Annotated in this window: 16 protein-coding genes; 5 read left to right on the top strand and 11 right to left on the bottom strand. The window is 76.1% G+C overall.

Annotated elements, in window-relative coordinates:
• Nucleotides 1-5: 5 nt before the first annotated feature.
• From ABEA04_RS00650 to ABEA04_RS00640, 3 genes are all read right to left on the bottom strand, one after another.
• Nucleotides 6-1,403 (bottom strand): hypothetical protein, encoded by a 1,398-nt coding sequence (locus ABEA04_RS00650; protein WP_345453269.1) that lies wholly within the window; start codon nucleotides 1,401-1,403, stop codon nucleotides 6-8.
• On the bottom strand, nucleotides 1,400-1,942 hold the full coding sequence (locus ABEA04_RS00645) for a SigE family RNA polymerase sigma factor (RefSeq protein WP_425576973.1): 543 nt from the start codon (nucleotides 1,940-1,942) through the stop codon (nucleotides 1,400-1,402). Before ABEA04_RS00645 ends, ABEA04_RS00650 begins: the two co-directional genes overlap by 4 nt.
• A 482-nt stretch (nucleotides 1,943-2,424) precedes the next feature.
• Entirely contained in the window at nucleotides 2,425-3,078 is a 654-nt protein-coding gene (locus ABEA04_RS00640) for a TetR/AcrR family transcriptional regulator (protein WP_345453263.1), read from the bottom strand.
• A gap of 97 nt (nucleotides 3,079-3,175) precedes the next feature.
• Here ABEA04_RS00640 and ABEA04_RS00635 point away from each other — a divergent pair, with 97 nt between their 5' ends.
• Nucleotides 3,176-4,726, top strand: coding sequence for an MFS transporter (locus ABEA04_RS00635; protein WP_345453260.1), 1,551 nt, complete (start codon nucleotides 3,176-3,178; stop codon nucleotides 4,724-4,726).
• Nucleotides 4,727-4,735: 9 nt separating this feature from the next.
• On the top strand, nucleotides 4,736-5,302 hold the full coding sequence (locus ABEA04_RS00630) for a TetR/AcrR family transcriptional regulator (RefSeq protein WP_345453257.1): 567 nt from the start codon (nucleotides 4,736-4,738) through the stop codon (nucleotides 5,300-5,302).
• Nucleotides 5,303-5,336: 34 nt separating this feature from the next.
• Here ABEA04_RS00630 and ABEA04_RS00625 read toward each other — a convergent pair whose 3' ends face one another.
• From ABEA04_RS00625 to ABEA04_RS00610, 4 genes are all read right to left on the bottom strand, one after another.
• The gene (locus ABEA04_RS00625; RefSeq protein WP_345453254.1) at nucleotides 5,337-6,359 is read right to left on the bottom strand and encodes a hypothetical protein; all 1,023 of its coding nucleotides are present in this window, start codon (nucleotides 6,357-6,359) and stop codon (nucleotides 5,337-5,339) included.
• Nucleotides 6,360-6,528: 169 nt separating this feature from the next.
• Nucleotides 6,529-7,593 carry a hypothetical protein gene (locus ABEA04_RS00620; RefSeq protein WP_345453252.1) on the bottom strand — a complete coding sequence of 355 codons (1,065 nt, stop codon included), beginning with the start codon at nucleotides 7,591-7,593 and terminating at the stop codon, nucleotides 6,529-6,531.
• Nucleotides 7,594-7,659: 66 nt separating this feature from the next.
• On the bottom strand, nucleotides 7,660-8,394 hold the full coding sequence (locus ABEA04_RS00615) for an SWIM zinc finger family protein (protein ID WP_345453249.1): 735 nt from the start codon (nucleotides 8,392-8,394) through the stop codon (nucleotides 7,660-7,662).
• 20 nt (nucleotides 8,395-8,414) lie between these two features.
• Entirely contained in the window at nucleotides 8,415-11,195 is a 2,781-nt protein-coding gene (locus tag ABEA04_RS00610) for a DEAD/DEAH box helicase (protein WP_425576972.1), read from the bottom strand.
• A 141-nt stretch (nucleotides 11,196-11,336) separates the two neighbouring features.
• Between ABEA04_RS00610 and ABEA04_RS00605 the strand changes: the two genes are divergently transcribed.
• Nucleotides 11,337-11,774, top strand: a complete 438-nt coding sequence (locus tag ABEA04_RS00605; RefSeq protein ID WP_345453246.1) for a hypothetical protein — start codon at nucleotides 11,337-11,339, stop codon at nucleotides 11,772-11,774.
• A 77-nt stretch (nucleotides 11,775-11,851) separates the two neighbouring features.
• On the opposite strand, the gene ABEA04_RS00600 is transcribed toward ABEA04_RS00605, so the two are convergent.
• From ABEA04_RS00600 to ABEA04_RS00585, 4 genes are read right to left on the bottom strand one after another with little or no spacing between them, the layout of a single operon-like run.
• Nucleotides 11,852-12,382, bottom strand: coding sequence for a hypothetical protein (locus ABEA04_RS00600; RefSeq protein ID WP_345453243.1), 531 nt, complete (start codon nucleotides 12,380-12,382; stop codon nucleotides 11,852-11,854).
• Nucleotides 12,383-12,399: 17 nt separating this feature from the next.
• Nucleotides 12,400-14,238, bottom strand: a complete 1,839-nt coding sequence (locus ABEA04_RS00595) for an alpha/beta hydrolase (RefSeq protein ID WP_345453240.1) — start codon at nucleotides 14,236-14,238, stop codon at nucleotides 12,400-12,402.
• A 35-nt stretch (nucleotides 14,239-14,273) separates the two neighbouring features.
• The gene (locus ABEA04_RS00590; protein WP_345453237.1) at nucleotides 14,274-14,600 is read right to left on the bottom strand and encodes a hypothetical protein; all 327 of its coding nucleotides are present in this window, start codon (nucleotides 14,598-14,600) and stop codon (nucleotides 14,274-14,276) included.
• Entirely contained in the window at nucleotides 14,597-15,016 is a 420-nt protein-coding gene (locus tag ABEA04_RS00585; RefSeq protein ID WP_345453234.1) for a hypothetical protein, read from the bottom strand. The genes ABEA04_RS00590 and ABEA04_RS00585 overlap by 4 nt, the downstream gene beginning before the upstream one ends.
• Nucleotides 15,017-15,131: 115 nt before the next feature.
• On the opposite strand from ABEA04_RS00585, the gene ABEA04_RS00580 reads away from it, so the two are divergent.
• Both ABEA04_RS00580 and ABEA04_RS00575 read left to right on the top strand, forming a co-directional pair.
• Nucleotides 15,132-16,304 carry a lipid II:glycine glycyltransferase FemX gene (locus ABEA04_RS00580; RefSeq protein ID WP_345453231.1) on the top strand — a complete coding sequence of 391 codons (1,173 nt, stop codon included), beginning with the start codon at nucleotides 15,132-15,134 and terminating at the stop codon, nucleotides 16,302-16,304.
• Nucleotides 16,305-16,309: 5 nt separating this feature from the next.
• Nucleotides 16,310-17,362: an alanine racemase gene (locus ABEA04_RS00575; protein WP_345453228.1), complete on the top strand. Its 1,053-nt coding sequence runs from the start codon at nucleotides 16,310-16,312 to the stop codon at nucleotides 17,360-17,362.
• Nucleotides 17,363-17,399: the final 37 nt, after the last annotated feature.

Here is a 17,399-nt window from a genome sequence, read left to right as displayed (position 1 = left end):
GCCGTTCAGTCGCCGGTCGGGACGACGTCGCCCAGCTCGATCCCGAAGACGTACCAGGGCTGACCGGGCAGCCGGCTCATGCGGGCGACGGCGTCGCGGTACTCACCGTCCCCGACGCGGTAGATCAGCTCGACGTCGGCGAGCCGGGTGGGCGCCGAGACCGAGCGCGGCGTCGGGACTGTGCGCCACGAGCCGGTCTTGACGTCGATGCGACCGCCGGCGTCGAGCAGCTCGGGGGCCGAGGTGTGGTCGCCGGCCACGTCGAGCCGACCGTCGTTCACCAGGTCGACCACGGCGTTCAAGGCCTCGTCGGGCGCCATCCGGGACGTCGGCTCCGGGGCAGGAGAGGACGGCGCCTGCGCGACCAGGCGGTCGACGACGGCCTGTGCCGCACGCCCCGACCGGTGCACGCCGCGCTCCAGGGCCCACACACCGCAGTTCTGCTGGGTCGTTCCGAGGTCCCCCCATGCGGTGACGCCGACCAGGGCGAGCTGCGGGCTGGGACACGTGGGTGGGAAGCGACGTTCGTAGCGCCCATCGGTGAGGTCGTTGACCAGGACGGCGAGGTCGTCGGCGGGCACGGCGACTTCGCGCCAGGGCGCGGGGCCCTCCTGGTCGGGGTCTCGCACACAGAGCACGGCGGCGGTCGTCTCGCCGAGCTGGTATGTCGGAGTGCCCGGAGCGGGATACGTGACCGGACAGGAAGGTGCGAGCCCGGCCGGACCCGGCGGCTGCTGCGCCTCACGCTGGTCGTGGAGCGCCTCGACAAAGGCTGCCGTCATGCCCCCGCTGGTGCGCAACGGTCCGGCACCCTCGAGGTCCCGGCACCCGAACTGCTCCTCGGTGACGATGCGGCGTGTGCCATCGGCGTACCCGATCGCGAAGGCGTAGGTGGCGGCCAGGTCCGCCGAGCAGACCCGTTCGGCGTCCGGCTCGACGACCGGCTTCTCCTGGAGCGCTGCCACGAATTCTTCGGCGCCGTCCTCCAACGCGTCGATCGACGCTGGGAACCCGTTCAGCTCCGAGCGCGAGATCGGGCACAGACGCACGGCGACAGGGTTGCTCGGGAGCGGCGATGTGCTGAGGTTGGGGAGCTGGCGTCCGCCGCGGGTGGTGTCGGGACACTCGACGTCAGTGGCTGGCTCCGTCGGTCCGGCCGACCTCGTCGGCTGCGGGGTCGCCGGGGCGACCGGGTCGGCGACCTCGTCGCCCGGCAGAACGGCCACCGCGCCGACCACGACGGCGACCGCAGCGGCGGCGCCGACGACGGCGGCCGTCGTCCGGGCGCGACGGTGGCGGCGCGACCGCTCGACAGCGGCCGCGGCGCGGCCGGGGGCGGCGGGCGGGTCGGGGACGAGGTCGCGCAGCCGGTCGCCGAGGTCGCGGGAGTGGTCGTCGGTCATGCGTGCTCCTCGGGATCGGTCAGGGCGGGCGAGCGGCGGAGGGCAGCCAGCGCCCGCGCCAGCTGGCTCTTGACGGTGCCGAGGCTGACGCCGAGCACGTCGGCGGTCTCGCGCTCGGAGAGGTCCTCGACGTGCCGCAGGACGACGACCGCCCGCTGCCCTCGCGGCAGCGCGCCGAGCGCCGCCATCAGGTCGTGGCGCAGGTCGGCGTCGGGCCCGGTGGACGGCGCCGGCTCGGGCAGCTCGCCCGTCGGCCGCTCCCCGCGCCAGCGTCGCCGCCACCACGAGGCGTGCGTGGTGAACAGCGCCCGGCGCACGTAGGCCTCGAAGCCCGACGGGTCGTCGATGCGGCCCCAGTGCGGCCAGGCCTTGGCGAGCGCGGTCTGCACCAGGTCCTCGGCCCGGCCGGCGTCACCGGTCAGCAGCCAGGCGCTGCGCCACAGCGCGTCGCCCCGGGCGGCCACGAACGACTCGAACGACACCGCCGCCGGGTCTGCCCCGCCGACGACGTCGTCGCGTCGCTCCCCCGCCGCGCTCACGGCCTCCATCCGACCACCCCGATCGCCTCTCGACACCAGAACCGCCTGGGTGGTCGGTTCGGTTGTCGGCGCGCGGGGAGCGCTTCGACAGGCTCAGCGTCCGTGGGATCGCGCTCGCGCCGACGGCGGGAGGTCTCGAGGCTCGGCCGTGGCCGGCCTCGCACCTCGACCACCGTGAGACCTCGCCCCTTCGACGGGCTGAGGATCCGTGTGGCCGCGCCTTCGTCGACCCTGCGCGGGTGGCCGGGTCGACGATGGTCGAGGTGCGAGGAGCCCCAGCGACGAGCCTCGAGACCACCGGCCGTGCAGGTGGACGGCACCAGCCGGCGTCCCTTCGACGGGCTCAGGGTCCGTGTGGCCGCGTCGGCCCGCACGGCACGAGGTCTCGAGGCTCGGTCGTGGCCGGCCTCGCACCTCGACCATCGTGAGCCGGCGTCCCTTCGACGACAGGGTTCGTGGGTCGAGTCGGCGGGGCGGGCGGGTCAGGCGTGCTCGGGGAGGGGGGTGAGGTGGCCGGTGGTGGCGCCGTAGGTGCGGTCGATGCCGGCGACGATGTGCTCCATCAGCGCGTCACGGTCGGCGGGGTCGAGGCCGCGCAGCGGGCCCTCGGTGCCGAGGACGGCGAAGCCGTGCACCACCGACCAGCACATCACCTCGGCGCCGGGCCGCGCGGCGGGGGCGAGGAAGCCGACGTCGACCAGGTCGTCGAGGGCGGCGTTGAGCATGCCGAACGGGTCGGGGTGGCCCTCCTGCTCGGGCTTGGCCGCCTCGGGCGCCTCGGGATAAGCGGTGAAGACGACCTTGAACAGCCCCGGCTCGGCGATCGCGAAGGCGACGTAGCCGCGGCCCAGGGCGCCCAGCCGCCGCCGCGCCCGCAGCTGCGGGTCGGTGTCCTCGACGCGGGCCAGCTCGCGCTCGCAGCGCTCGACCAGTCCCCCGAGCCCGACCTCGGCCACCGCCTCGACCAGCTGCTCGCGGCCGGCGAAGTGCCGGTAGGCGGCGTTGTGCGAGACCCCCACGGTGCGCGCCAGCTCGCGCAGCGCGAGGCCGTCGAGCCCGCGCTCGCGGGCGGCCGCGACGGCGGCGTCCACCAGCGTGCGACGCAGGTCGCCGTGGTGATAGCGCGCGGTGCTCACCCCGTCAGGCTACCGGCTCAACGACGGGTGTTGACACCGTCAACATAACCGGGGCATCCTCCATGTTGACACCGCCCACATTTCACCGGGAGCCCCCATGAGCCGCAAGCCCGCCATCCTGGCGACGGTCTGCCTCGCCGCCCTGACCATCAACCTCGACACCACGATCGTGAACGTCGCCCTGCCGAGCCTGGCGCGCGAGCTCGACGCCGGCACCCGCGACCTGCTGTGGATCGTCGACGGCTACAACCTCGCCTTCGCCGCCCTCGTGCTGGCGATGGGCTCGATCTCCGACCGCATCGGACGTCGTCCGGCCCTGGTCGCCGGGCTCGCCGGCTTCGCGGCCGCCAGCGGCGCCGCCGCCCTGGTCGACTCCAGCGCGGCGCTGATCGCGCTGCGCTTCGTGATGGGCGTGTGCGCGGCCCTGATCTTCCCGACGACGCTCTCGATCATCGCCAACGCCTTCCCCGACCGTCGCGAGCGCGCCGGCGCGCTCGGCGTGTGGGGCGCGGCGGTCGGCATGGGCGTCGCGCTCGGCCCGATCACCGGCGGCTTCCTGCTCGAGCACTTCAGCTGGCACAGCGTCTTCTGGGCGCTGGTGCCGGTCGGCCTGGTCGCCATCGGCATGACGCTCGCCTTCGTCCCCGAGTCGCGCGACCCCGGCGTCCCCGCCCTCGACCGTCCCGGTCTGGTGGTCTCGGTGGCCGCGCTCGGCACCCTGACCTGGACCATCATCGAGGCGCCCGAGCACGGCTGGAGCAGCCTCACCACCCTCGCCGGGTTCGCCGTGGCCGCCCTGCTGATCGCGGTCTTCGTGCGCGTCGAGCGCGTCGTCGAGCACCCGATGCTCGACGTCACGCTGTTCCTCGACCGCCGCTTCAGCGCCGCGTGCGGCGCGGTGACCGTCGCCTTCTTCGCGCTGTTCGGCTTTATCTTCCTGATCACGCAGTTCTTCCAGTTCGTGCGCGACTACTCCGCGCTCGGCACCGGCCTGCGGATCCTGCCCGTGGCGATCTCGATCGCCGTGGCGTCGGTCGCCGGGGCCGTGCTGGCGCCGCGCCTGGGCACCAAGCGCGTCGTCACCACCGGCCTGGCGCTGCTCGGCGCCGCGTTCCTGTGGATCTCGACCATGACGGTCGAGACCTCCTACGCCACCACGATGGTGCCGCAGATGGTGCTGATGGGCCTCGGCCTCGGGCTGGTCTCCACCCCGGCCACCGAGTCGATCCTGCAGGTGCTGCCGCCGGCGCGGGCCGGCGTCGGCTCGGCGGTCAACGACGCCACCCGCGAGCTCGGCGGCACCCTCGGCGTCGCCGTCGTCGGCTCGCTGTTCTCCTCGCTGTACGGCGACCGCCTGGCCTCGCTGCTCGAGGGCGCCCGGCTCGACGCGGCGACCCTCGACCGGGCCCGCGAGTCGGTCGGCTTCGCCGACGCCCTCGCCGACCGGGCACCGCAGGTCTCCGACGCGCTCGACGTCGCGTTCGTGCACGGCCTCGAGACCGCCTGCGTCGTGATCGGCCTGCTCTGCCTGGTCGGCGCGGTCGCCGCCGCCGTCGCCCTGCCCGGCCACCGCTACGACCCGCTCGCCGAGGCCGCCCTCGCGGGCGCCGGGGCGGACGTGCCCGAGCCCGCGGTGAGCGCTCGCTAACCTGGGCCGGTGACCGAGGCCGTCGCGGCGTCCAGCCGGCGCGAGCAGATCCTCGCCACGGCGGCCGAGCTCTTCGCCGCCCGCGGCTTCCACGGCGTCTCGGTCGCCGAGCTCGGCACCGCCTGCGGGGTCTCGGGCCCCGCGCTCTACAAGCACTTCGCCTCCAAGGACGCCGTGCTCGCCGAGATGCTGGTCTCGATCAGCGAGCGGCTGCTCACCGTCGGCCGCGAGCGGGTGGCGGGCTCGACCGGACCCGGGGACGCCGTCCGCCGCCTGGTGGCCTGGCACGTCGACTTCGCCCTGAACCACCGGGCGCTGATCGTCGTGCAGGACCGGGACTGGTCGTCGCTGCCGGACGACGCCCGGGCGCGGGTGCGGGCGCTGCAGCTCGACTACGTCGACCTGTGGGCCCACCAGCTGCGCGGGCACCACCCCGGCCTGTCGCTGGCCGAGGCCCGGGCCCGCGCCCACGCCGCGTTCGGGCTCATCAACTCCACGCCCCGCTCGGGCCGGCTGCCCGACGACGAGCTGCGGCCGGTGCTGGCCGCGATGGCCGAGCGGGCCTTGCTGGGCTGAGCGGGGCTGAGCGGGACTGAGTCGCCCGCCCGCGTCAGGGCGTGCAGGCCAGGTAGCTCCGGCTCACCGAGAGCGTCTTGCCCTGCTTCGGCTTCAGCACCACCTTGACGGTCACCGGCTTGGCCGCGGGCAGGTTGGAGAGGATCCAGTAGCGCGGCGTCGGGCTGTCGTCGAAGGCGTTGCGCCGACCGTTGACGTAGAAGCTGACCTTGTCGAGCTGCTTGGCCTTCTGGGTCAGCTTGACCGCGAGCGTGCCGTCGTCGCAGCCACGGCTGCCGGACATCTGCGCGAAGGCCTTGCCGGTGCCCTGGGTGGGCGTGGTGGCGCTGCCCGGGTCCGCCAGTCGCATCGCGACCGACCCGGTGCCGCTGGCGACGTCGTCGAACTCCTCGCTGTCCGGCGAGCGCAGCGAGGTCTGGAACTGGGCCTCGACCAGGTACTGCCCACGGGGCGCGAGGAACGTCGTCGACCGCCGGCCGTCGAAGCCGCTGACCTCGACGAGGGTGCGGCCCTCGCTGTTCTGGATGATCAGGAAGCTGGTCAGCTCGCCGTTCGTGACGGTCGAGAGCGTGACGAGCTGGCTGCGGTTGATGCTGAACTGCGCCCGCACGGCGGAGTAGGCCTGGCCGTCGCTGGAGCAGGTGGTGTCGCCGCCCTTGCTGAAGTCGCCCCACACCATCTGCTTCGCGTCTGCGACGAAGCGGGTCGGCTTGCCGCCGACGGCGTCGAGCCGGCCCTGCACCCGGCCGCCGAAGGTGTACTCGGCGGTGTCGGTGGCGTCGTCGGGGTCGCTGACGGTCACCTCGCCCGACAGGTTCAGCGTGCGCGTCTGGTTGGGCGTGAGGTTCGCCTGCTTGTCGGCCGGCCCGGGCGTGGCGTTGCAGGTGTCGCCGGTGCCGTTCTGCGTGCCCTCGGCGTCGAGCTCGGTCTCGATGGTGGCCCCGACGATGACCGCACCGGACGGCGGCGCCGTCGCGACGAGGCCGCCGGCGGCGAGGGCCGTGGTGGCGATCAGGACGGCCGCGCGGGACGCCCGACGGCGAGAGGTGGGGCTCATGCCCGGGACGCTAGGCACGGGCCGGGCCGCGCCGCGGGGCATTCCCGATTTCTTTGCCTTGCCGGTCGGTGCGGGCCGGTGCCGGTCGGTGCCGGTCGGTGCCGGTCGGTGCCGGTCGGTGCCGGTCGGTGCCGGTCGGTGCCGGCCGGTGCCGGCCGGTGCTCGCCGCTCAGGCCCCGCACGACGCGTACGCGCGGGTCACCGTGCGCGTCCGGCCGAGCTTCGGCACGAGGACGACGCGGACGACGACGTCCTCCAGCTGCGGCAGCCGGGCGAGCACCACGCGGCGGCCACGGGCGGGCGCGGCGACGAGGGCGCGGCGCTCGTCGTTGACGAAGAAGGTGGCCGAGCGCCAGTCGACGGCCGGCGTGCGCAGGACGGCAGTGACCGACCGAGCCGCGCAGTCGAGCCGACCGGGGAGGGTCACCAGCGCGGTGCCGGTGCCCCGGCTGGGCGTGGTGGCCGCGCCGACTGCGACGAAGGCGACGTCGAGGGTGGTGGTGCCCCGGGCGCTCGTCGGGTCGTCGGCCGCCACCGGGTTGTCGAGCCGGGTGCTGCTGCTCTGCACGAAGGTGTAGGTGCCGGGCTGGGCGACGAACGTGAGCTGACGGCGTCCCGGCAGGCCGTCGAGGTTGGCGTACTCGCTGCCGGAGGTGCCCACGACGCTGGTCGAGCCGGTGGGGTCGCCGGTGACGCGCGTGGTCATGGTGACCAGCGTGGGGACGCTCACCACGGCGTCGACCTCGATGCTGAAGTCGGACTGCCCCTGCGAGATGCACCCGGACGCCGTCCCCTTGCTGAACGTGCCGTCGACGCGCAGGTCGCTGGTGACCTGGATGGCGGTCGGCCGTCCGCCGCTGGCCTGCAGGCGGCCCGTGAGCGTGGCACCGGACCGGAAGACCGAGGTGTCGGTGGGGTCGTCGGGGTCGGTGACCGTGAGCGTCTGGTCGTGGCGGGTCGTGGTGGTGGGCTGGTTCGCGGTGAGCGCGGTGGACGAGGAGTCGAAGTCGCCCGTCGCCGGGCACTGCCCGAAGCTGTCGACCTCGCTGCCGTAGGCCGACGGCAGCCACGTCAGCCGGGTCGCCCCGAAGGCCGGCGCTGCGGCATGCACGTCTGGGGCCGGGTCAGCGGACGCCGCCGGCGGGCCGGCGAGCAGCAGGGGGACGACGACGGACAGGACGAGCGGGACGAGGAGTGCCGTCCGCCGCCGCACGAGGGAGCACTCGGTGGTCATGTCTGCACAGTAGGCACGGGGCAGGGGCCGCGATGGGCCAACGATCGAACCGGCCCCCGCGGCGGCTCAGAGCAGGTGGTCGATGGCGTCGTCGCCGGCCTCGAGCAGCCGGACGACGCGCGCGGCCCGGGCGGCGGCGTCCTGGGCGGTGTCGAGCGCGGTCTCCAGCGCCGGGTCGCCGCCGGCACCGCCATCACCCCCGCCGCCCCCGTCGTCGTCCCCCGGGTCGAGGGCCGAGCCGCCCGCGGTGAGCGCGTGCAGCCGCGCCAGGAGGTCGTCGCGCGGCAGGCCGCGCAGGTGCAGCAGCACGAGCGGGTCGTCGTCGACCAGCCACGCCGCCTGCGAGAGGACGGCGAGCGCGTGCGGGCAGGGGTCGAGCCAGCCCTCGCACGTGCACGTCGTCTCGAGCTCGGAGCCGAACGGCAGCAGCTCGGCGCCGCCCTCGTCGGCGTGCTCGACGAGGTCGTGGGGCAGGTCGCCGGCCAGCAGCGCGCCGACGCGCCCGGCCTCGGCCGCGACCGCCTCGACCAGCCAGGCCTGCGCGGCGGCGTCGAGCACCGGCAGCCGGGCGTCGACGGTGAACAGGCCGTGGGGGTCGGAGACGGCGGCGACGAGCCGGCCGGCGGTGATCGAGATGCCGCCCACCGAGCCCGAGCGCGCCAGCCCGCGCCCGAGGCGCAGGTCGCGCTCGGTGAAGGCGGCCTCCTCCAGCGCCCGCACGAAGGCCCGCCCCCACCACGTGGTGGCCCGCGCCGCACCGCGCCGGGGCGCCAGCGGCGGGTGGGAGACGACCGCGCTCACCCGCTCACCCCCGACCGTCCTCACGCCTGCGGCCGCAGGGTCACGAGGTCGCGCAGCTCGGCGTCGCTGAGCTCGGTGAGCGCCGCCTCGCCGCGCCCGAGCACCGCCTCGGCCAGCGCCCGCTTGCGGGCGAGCAGCTCGGCCACCCGCTCCTCGACGGTGCCGCGCATCGTCATCCGGTGCACCTGCACGGGGCGGGTCTGGCCGATGCGGTAGGCGCGGTCGGTGGCCTGCTCCTCGACGGCGGGGTTCCACCAGCGGTCGAGGTGGACGACGTGGTCGGCGCGGGTCAGGTTGAGGCCGGTGCCGCCGGCCTTGAGCGAGAGCAGGAACACCGGTGGCGCCTGGTCGTCGGGCACGGCCTGGAACCGCGCCACCATCGCCTCGCGCTCGGCGACCGGGGTGCCGCCGTGCAGCAGCTGGTGCGGCACCGCGCGGTCGCTCAGGTGGCTCTCGACCAGCCGCGCCATGGCGACGTACTGGGTGAAGACGAGGACGCCGGACCCCTCGGGCAGCGCGGTGTCGAGCAGCTCGTCGAGCAGGTCGAGCTTCTGCGAGCGGCCCGCGAGGCGCACGGCGCCCGACTGCTTGAGGAAGTGCGCCGGGTGGTTGCAGACCTGCTTGAGCCCGGTGAGCAGGGCGAGGACGAGCCCGCGGCGTCCGTCGGCGTCGACCCGCTCGATGCGCTCCATCATCTCGCGCACGAACGCCTCGTAGAGCACGACCTGCTCGCGGGTGAGCGTGAGCGGGTGGTCGGTCTCGGTCTTGGGCGGCAGCTCGGGGGCGATGCCGGGGTCGGACTTGCGGCGGCGCAGCACGAACGGCTCGACGAGGCGCGCGAACTGCTTCGCCGTGCTCGGCTCGAGGCCCGACTCGATGGGCGCGGCCCACCGCTTGCGGAAGGCGTTGCGGCTGCCGAGCAGCCCGGGCGTGGCCCAGTCGAGGATGGCCCACAGCTCGGTGAGGTCGTTCTCGACCGGCGTGCCGGTGAGTGCGACCCGCGCCCGGCTCTCGAGCGTGCGCAGCGCCCGCGCCGTCGAGGACGCCGGGTTCTTCACGTGCTGCGCCTCGTCGGCGACCACGAGGTCCCACGGCACGGCGGCCAGGGCCCGCCCGCCGCCGGCGTCGACGCGCATCGTGCCGTAGGTGGTGAGCACGAAGCCCTCGACGTCGGCCACGTCGCGCGCCGTGCCGTGGAAGCGCCGCACGGGGACGCCGGGCGCGAACCGGCGGATCTCGGCCTCCCAGTTGCCGAGCAGGCTGGTGGGGCACACCACGAGCGTCGGCCCGGTGGCGCCGAGCGCGCGGCGGTGCAGGTGCAGGGCGATCAGGGTGACGGTCTTGCCCAGGCCCATGTCGTCGGCCAGGCAGGCGCCGAGGCCGAGCGAGGTGACGTCGGCCAGCCACGTGAGGCCGTGGCGCTGGTAGTCGCGCAGCGTGGCCTCGAGCCCGGGCGGGCTGGCGACCGGCTCGCGGGACGCCGCCCGCAGCAGCTTCTCGCGCAGCGGCAGCAGGGTGGCGCCCACGACGACCGGCACGTCGTCCTCGGCGCCCGGCTCGTCGGGACGGCGCAGCGCGACCGTGCCGGTGAGCGCGGCCGCGACGGCCTGCGCCGGCTTGACGGTGCGGATCAGCCGCTTGCGCGCCTTGCGCGCCACCGCCGGGTCGACGACGGTCCAGGCGCCGCGCAGCCGCAGCACCGGCGAGGCGGCCGTGGCGAGCCGCTCCATCTCCTCCTCGGTGAGCGGGTCGCCGTGCAGGGCCAGCTGCCACCGGAACCCGAACAGCGTCTCGGCGCCGAGCAGCGGGTCCTGCAGCGGCTCCTCACGGACGGCGCCCCCGGCGGCCCCGGGGCTCGCGCCGCCCGGCCGGGCGACGTCGAGCACCGCCGAGGCGGTGAGGTCGCGGCCGAGGCTGCGGGGCCAGAGCACGTCGACGCCCCGAGCCGCGAGGGCCGCGACGCCGTCCTGGAGGAGGTCGGCGAGCTCGTCGCCGTCGAGGGTGATCTGGTCGGGCACCCGCAGCGCGAGCAGCCGGTCGAGCGCCGGCCAGGCCTCGGCGGCGGCGCGGAGGGCGATGCTGGCGTGGGTGCGCGCGCGGGCGCCGAAACCGTGATCGGCCGGGCCGGCCGTGAACAGCAGCGCGGCGTCGCACAGGTGCAGCGGGTCGTGCTCGTCGTGCACCTGCAGCACCACGCGCACCGACCCGGCGACCAGCTCCTCCTCGTCGGCCTCGACCCGCAGCGAGAGGCGCACCAGCTGCGGCAGGTCGGCGTCGGGCACGCGGCGGTGCCGCTCGATGCGGGCGCGCAGCCGCTCGGCGAAGTCGTCGGACGGCGGGGCGGGGCGCCCGCGGGAGGGCGACGGGGCGCGGACCGGGCGGGACGGCGTCGCGGCCCCCGCCGGCGGCGGGGTGCGCGGCATCGTGTCGGCGACCGCGTCGAGCACGCGGCGGACGACGTCGGCGGCCGCGTCGGCGTCGAGGTCGTCGTGGGCGCGGGCCTCGGCGAGCCGGGCGACGCGGTCGGTGTCGTCGGCGTCGAGGCGGCCGATGCGCCAGCCCCGCTCACCCGGCTCGAGGTGCCCCGCGGCCACCAGCCGCATGCCGAGCAGCACCGCCCCGGCGAGCAGCCCGACGCTGGGGTGCACGTCGTCGCGGCCACGGGCGCGGGCCAGCACCGGCAGCGCGGCGCGGATCGGCAGCGCCACGGTGCGCCGGTCGTCGCTGAACTCGACCACGCCGTCGCGCGGCGGGTCGGCCGCGCGGAAGGTGGCGGCGCCGGTGACGGGCACGAAGCTCAACGGGGTCCTCGGGCGATCTGGCGGTGCGGGCGGGGTGGACCGTCGCGACAGTAGCCACCGCCACCCACGCTCCCCCGGCGTCGCCGCGGAGGCCTGTGGATGACGCCAGCGGGGCTGCAGCGAATTGACGAGGGTGGGCGCATGACCCACGAACCCACCGCCCCGTTCCGCCCCGTGATCACCGACCAGGCCGCCCTCGAGGAGGCCTGGCGCCGGCTGATGTCGCCGCTCGGCTTCGGCCGCACCAGCGTCTGGCTGATGCTGGTCGGCGACGACGGCCGCCCCGTGCCGCAGCTGACCGAGGTCGAGGGCTGCGAGCGGCCCCTGACGCCCGGCGAGCTCGACGGGCTCGCCGACGCCGCCCGGCTGCTGCTCGACGACCTCGCCCCCGCCGGGCGCCTGGCCCTGCTGCTCAGCCGCCCCGGCCCGGCCCGCCCCACGCCGGCCGACGTCGCGCTCGCCCGCGGCGTGCTGGAGGCCTGCCGCACCCACGGCGTCCCCACCGAGGTCGTGCACCTCGCCACCGACACCGACGTCGTCCCGCTGCCCTACGACACCCTCGCCCTGCCCGCCGCCTGACCCGCCCCTGACCCGCCCCTGACCCGCCCACGGCAGGCCCAGGGTCCCCGGGTGCCCGGGGCGCCCGGATCCGTGGCTCAGTCGCGGCCGGCGTAGGCGTCGTCCGCGTCGGAGTACCCGACGCAGTCGGAGGACACCCGCACGTAGCGCGGCCGGTCGTGCACGGTCTCGTCGGGCAGGTCGTCGCGGGCGGTGGCCGCGCTGACGGAGACCGCGAGCCCCTCGACGTCGGGCGAGACGCCCACGAGCGAGCCGGGCCGGCGGCCGTCGGTGACCTCGAGCCCGAGGTCGCGCAGCACGGCCCGCACCTGCTCGGTCTGCGCGTCGCCGCGCGCGGTGCCGGTCACCGACCAGCCGGTCACGGTGGTGCTGACGAGGTACTGCGTGTTGCTCAGGTGGCAGGCGGCGAAGCGACCCTCGTCGGTCAGGAGCCGCCCCTCGCCGTCGGGCCGCACCCGCAGCAGCAGCGCCGCCGCGAGCGTCCGGACGGCGGCCTCGTGGGCCCGTGCGACGCTGCCGTTCTCGACGCCGTCGTCGTCCTCGTCGAGGGTCGAGCACCCGCCGAGCGTCACCACCGTGGCGAGCACCGCCGCCGCGGGTAGCGCCACGGCCCGGCGCCGGGCCCTCACCACAGGCTCCCGACGACGACCCGGCCGCCGTCACGCAGGGCGCCCAGGTGCTCGGCCAGCTCGGCGCCGCCGACGACCGCGTCCACCCCGGGCTGCATCGTGATGCCGGCGACCCACCCGGTGAGCCGGTCGCGGGCAGGGGTGTCGCGGCCCTCGACGACCGTCGGGTCCTCCCCGGTCGCGACGGCCACCACGTTGCCGAGCGAGCGGCTGTGCTCGTCGGTGTAGGAGCCGTGGTTCTCGGTGAAGGCGGTCCCGAGGTCGCCGGGCCCGAAGCGCCGCCCGTCCCAGGCGTCGAGGCGGGTGCCGCCGAACGAGTCCTGCGCGGGGTCGGGCCCCAGGCCGAGGGGGGAGTCGCCGCCCAGCCAGGTGATCGGGTCGCGCTCGGCGGCGAGCACGAAGACGTGGTCGCCGGTGAGGCCGAGGTCGCCGACGGTGTCGTGGCCCTCGCCCGCACCGGGGCTGCCGGTGAGCACGAGGTCGTCCGCGTCGGCGCCCAGCGCGGCGCTCCAGGCCGCGGTGGTCGAGCCGTAGCTGTGGCCGAGCATCGTCAGGTGCGAGGGGTCGAGTTCGTCGGCGGCCCGCAGCCCGTCGACGAACTCGACAAGGGCCGCGCCGCCGTCCCGGGCCTTGGTCTCGTCGGCCACCGCGCCGGCGTCGCCCAGCACGCCGGGGTCGACGAGGTCGCCCACGCCGTCGACGTGCAGGTCGGGCGCGTCGTAGCCGATCCAGGTGACGACGGCGAGGTCGTGCTCGCCGCCGTCCGCCTCGAGCACGCGCAGGGCGTCCTCGGTGCGGTCGGGCAGCGAGGCGAGGTCGTTGCCGAAGCCCGGGACCATCACCAGCGTGTGGTCGGCGGTGTCGGGGTCGCCGAAGGCCACCGCGCCGCGGCCGTCGCCGCCGAAGGCGCCGGCGTCGTAGAGCAGCAGGAGCGGACGCAGCGGCTCGTCGGTCTCGTGGTCGGTGACCGTGCGTCCGTAGACGGCGTCGCGCGCCCCGAGCGCGTTCTGCAGCCGGCGCCGCTGGGCGGCGGTGAGCGCGCCGGCCGCCCCGAGCGCGGTGAGCGCGTCGATCTCGCGCTCGAGCAGCGCCCGGTTGACGTCGTCACGGTCGGCCGCGGGCAGGCCGTCGAGCGCCCCGAGCAGCTCGGGACGGTGCAGCTTGAGCGACTCGCGCTCCTCCGGCGCGAGGCCGCGCCACCAGGCGTGGACGGCGTCCGGGTCGTCGAGGACGCCGCCCGGCGGCAGGCCCGGACCTGCCGGACCGGCCGGCCCGGGCCGGTCGGGGTCGTCGGCCGCGGCGCCCGCCTCGCCGACGGTGTCTACGTGCGCCAGCGCGGCCAGCAGCCGGTCCTCGGCGGCGCGCACGGCCCACTCGAGCGCCACGACGGCCCCCTCGTGCGCGACGTGGCGGCGCCGCAGCAGCGCGGCCTCGTCGCGCAGGTCGGCGGCCACGGCCGGGCCGACGTCGCCGCCGGTGGCCGCCTCGACCGCCGCCGCACGGCGTGCGAGGTCGTCGATGTCGCGTCCGAGCCCGACGCGGTCGGCCTCGACGTCGTCGCGGCGCCGGGCCAGGTCGACCATCTCGGCGTCGTAGCGGTCGAGGGCCGTCACGGCGACCTCGAGCGCGGCGGTGGCGACGTCGGCGTCACGGCCGAAGGTGGCGAGCGCGCTGCCCGCGGCGCCGGCCGCGACGCCCTCCCAGCCCCCGGGCGTGCCGTGCGCACGGGTCTCGGCGGTCGACGCCGCGGCGGCCAGGCCCGCGGCCCGCACCGAGGTGGTCACGACGTCACAGCGGGGGGCCGCGCCGCCCGGGCAGACGTCGAGCTCGGGCACCGGTGGCGCGTGGGGCGGCAGGTCGAGGCGCACGGTCAGGCCGCCCGGTCGAGCAGGCCGCGGGGCGCGTCGTGGGGCAGCAGCGCGGCCAGCCGGGCCGCCGTCTCGTCGTCGACCAGCCCGAGGCGCGCGGCCGCGTCGTGGACGGCGTCCGCGTGGCCCTCGGCGCGCCGCCCGAGCGAGGCCAGCTGCGCGCCCCACCCGTCGAGGAAGGCCTGCACTCCGGGCGCCACCCGGGCACCGAGCAGGGCGGCGTCGACGTCGGCGAGGCTGGTGGCGACGGTGCCGAGCTCGGCCGACTGGTCGCGCCACACCGCCTCGCCACTCCGCAGCGCCTCCAGGTACATCGCGATCGTGGTCATGGGCGGTCTCCTCCGCGGGGGGCTGGTCGGTCGGGGGTCGTGGTCAGGCGCAGGTCGACCGCGGACGGCGACGCGCGGGCGAGCAGGACGGCGTCCACGCCCCACGCCTCGAAGCGGGGCGCCGGGCCGGGCAGCACCCGCACCGCCAGGCCGGGGGTGCCGTGCAGGCCGACGAGCAGCCGGCGCAGCAGCAGCTCGGCCTCCTCGCCCACCAGGCAGCGGTAGCCGGCGCGGACGACGAGACGGCGCGGGCCGCCGGGGGCGCCCGGCGTCCACCAGCGGTCGTGGCGCTCGTCGACCGGACGACCGACGAGCCGTTCGACGCCGTCGAGCACCGCGTCGGCCAGCGCCTCGAGGTCGTGGCCGCGCAGCGGCACGGCGGGTGCGGCGGGTGCGGCGGGGGCGGGTGCGGTCATGGGCTCGACGCTCACCGAGCGGCGTCCCCGACAAACCCGGGCCCGCGCGGCCTGTGGACGACCGCCTGCCCCACCCCTCCGGCCGCGCCGCCCCGGCCCGGATAGCCTCGGTCGAGTGACCCCCGTCGTGCGTGAGACCACTCCCGCCGAGCACCTCGCGTGGGTCGAGCGGTCGACCGCGGCCGGCGGCTCGGCGAGCTTCCTGCAGACCCCTGCCTGGGGCCGGGTGAAGGCCGAGTGGCGCCACGAGTCGCTCGGCTGGTTCGACGGTCCCGGCCCCGACGCCACCCAGGTCGGCGCCGCGCTCGTGCTCTACCGCCAGCTGCCGCGGCTGAAGCGGTTCCTGGCCTACGCCCCCGAGGGCCCGCTGCTCGACTGGGCCACCGACGACCTCGGCGCCTGGCTCGAGCCGTTCACCGCCCACGTCAAGCAGCGCGGCGCGTTCGGCGTCCGCATCGGGCCGCCGGTGGTCCTGCGCCGCTGGGACGCCGCCGCGGTGAAGGCCGGCATCGCCGACCCCGCCGTCGCCCGTCTGGACGACGCCGCCCCGACCGTCCGCGAGGCCGCCGGCGCCCGCGTCGTCTCGCAGCTGGAGCGGCTGGGCTGGCGCTCGCAGGCCGCGGCCGGCGGGTTCGGCGCCGGGCAGCCGCAGTACGTCTTCCAGGTGCCGCTCCGGCACGCCGACGGCGCGGCCCGCACCGAGGACGAGGTGCTGGCCGGCATGAACCAGCAGTGGCGGCGCAACATCAAGCGCTCGGCCAAGGAGGGCGTCGTCCTCACCGTCTCGACCGGCGCGAGCGACGACGCCGAGGCCGACCTCGCCGCCTTCCACGACCTCTACCGCCACACCGCCGAGCGCGACCGGTTCACCCCGCGTCCGCTCGGCTACTTCCGCACCATGCTCGACGCCCTCGCCGGTGAGAGCACCGACCGCATCCGGCTCTGGCTCGCCCGCCACGAGGGCGACCTGGTCGCCGCCACCATCGCGGTGCGCGTCGGCGGGCACACCTGGTACTCCTACGGCGCGTCGTCCACCGAGAAGCGCGACGTGCGCGGCTCGAACGCCGTGCAGTGGGCGATGATGCGCGACGCGCTGGCGGCGGGCTCCTCGGTCTACGACCTGCGCGGCATCACCGACACCCTCGACGCCGACGACCCGCACGCCGGGCTCATCCAGTTCAAGGTGGGCACGGGCGGCGAGGCCGTCGAGTACGCCGGGGAGTACGACCTGCCGCTCAACCGTCCGCTCTACAAGGCGTTCGAGATGTACCTGAAGCGGCGGGGCTGAGCGCCATGGGCCTGACCCTCACCGTCGACGGCGACCGCTGGCGTGCGCACCTGCGCGAGGTCGGCGACGCCACGCCCGGCCTCACGCCGGTCGTGAAGGGCAACGGCTACGGCTTCGGCCTCGGCCGGCTCGCCCGCCGCAGCGCGTGGCTCGGGGTCGAGGCCATCGCGGTGGGCCTCTACGAGGAGCTGCCCGAGGTCGCCACCCGCTTCGACGGCTCGCTGCTCGTGCTCACCCCCTGGCGGCCGTTCACGCCCGACGTCGACCCCGCGCTCGCCGACCGCGTCATCCACACCCTCGGCCGGGTCGAGGACGTCGACGCCCTGCTCGAGCGGCAGCCGCGGGCGCGCGTCGTCCTCGAGCTGCTCACCAGCATGCGTCGCCACGGGTTCACCGCTCCGCAGCTGTGGGAGGCCGCCGAGCGGCTGCGGCACCACCGCGGCGCGCGGCTCGAGGGCGTGGCGCTGCACCTGCCGCTGTCGCAGGGCTCGCACCTCGGCGAGGTGCGCCGGCTGCTCAACGACGCCGTCGGCGCCGGGCTGCCCGGCCCGCTCACGGTGTGGGTCAGCCACCTCACCCGCGACGAGATGGCCTCCCTGCGTCAGTCCTACGCCGACTTCACCGTGCGGCCCCGCATCGGCACCGACCTGTGGCTCGGCGACCGCAGCGCGCTGCGGGTCACCTCCACCGTGCTCGACGTGCACGAGGTCGAGCGCGGCGACGTCTTCGGCTACCGCGGCCGCTCGGTGCCCAAGGCGGGCCACATCGTCGTCGTCAGCGGCGGCACCGCCCACGGCATCGGGCTCGAGTCGCCGATGGGCGCCTCGTCGCTGCGCGACCGCGCCGCCACCCTGGCCCGGGGCGGCCTCGACGCCGTCGGCTTCGTGCGCAGCCCGTTCTCGATCGACAACAAGCAGCGGCTGTTCGCCGAGCCGCCGCACATGCAGGCCTCGATGCTGTTCCTGCCCTCGGGCGCCCGGGTGCCCGACGTCGGCGAGCTGGTCGACGTCCGCGTGCGCTACACCGCCACGTCGTTCGACGACGTCGTCCTCGACTGACCGGGCTGGGCCGGGCACCGGGCCCACCTTCTCGGCC

Origin of the sequence: Nocardioides marinquilinus, assembly GCF_039543705.1 — a bacterium.
Taxonomy (GTDB): domain Bacteria; phylum Actinomycetota; class Actinomycetes; order Propionibacteriales; family Nocardioidaceae; genus Nocardioides; species Nocardioides marinquilinus.
This window is presented reverse-complemented; position numbering and strand designations above follow the sequence as displayed.

What these genes read in the sequence shown, in the direction of transcription:
- ABEA04_RS00590 (WP_345453237.1), bottom strand. Translation starts at nt 14,600, where the DNA reads ATGACCACGATCGCGATGTACCTGGAGGCGCTGCGGAGTGGCGAGGCG.
- ABEA04_RS00620 (WP_345453252.1), bottom strand. Translation starts at nt 7,593, where the DNA reads ATGACCACCGAGTGCTCCCTCGTGCGGCGGCGGACGGCACTCCTCGTC.
- ABEA04_RS00625 (WP_345453254.1), bottom strand. Translation starts at nt 6,359, where the DNA reads ATGAGCCCCACCTCTCGCCGTCGGGCGTCCCGCGCGGCCGTCCTGATC.
- ABEA04_RS00605 (WP_345453246.1), top strand. Translation starts at nt 11,337, where the DNA reads ATGACCCACGAACCCACCGCCCCGTTCCGCCCCGTGATCACCGACCAG.
- ABEA04_RS00650 (WP_345453269.1), bottom strand. Translation starts at nt 1,403, where the DNA reads ATGACCGACGACCACTCCCGCGACCTCGGCGACCGGCTGCGCGACCTC.
- ABEA04_RS00575 (WP_345453228.1), top strand. Translation starts at nt 16,310, where the DNA reads ATGGGCCTGACCCTCACCGTCGACGGCGACCGCTGGCGTGCGCACCTG.
- ABEA04_RS00635 (WP_345453260.1), top strand. Translation starts at nt 3,176, where the DNA reads ATGAGCCGCAAGCCCGCCATCCTGGCGACGGTCTGCCTCGCCGCCCTG.
- ABEA04_RS00585 (WP_345453234.1), bottom strand. Translation starts at nt 15,016, where the DNA reads ATGACCGCACCCGCCCCCGCCGCACCCGCCGCACCCGCCGTGCCGCTG.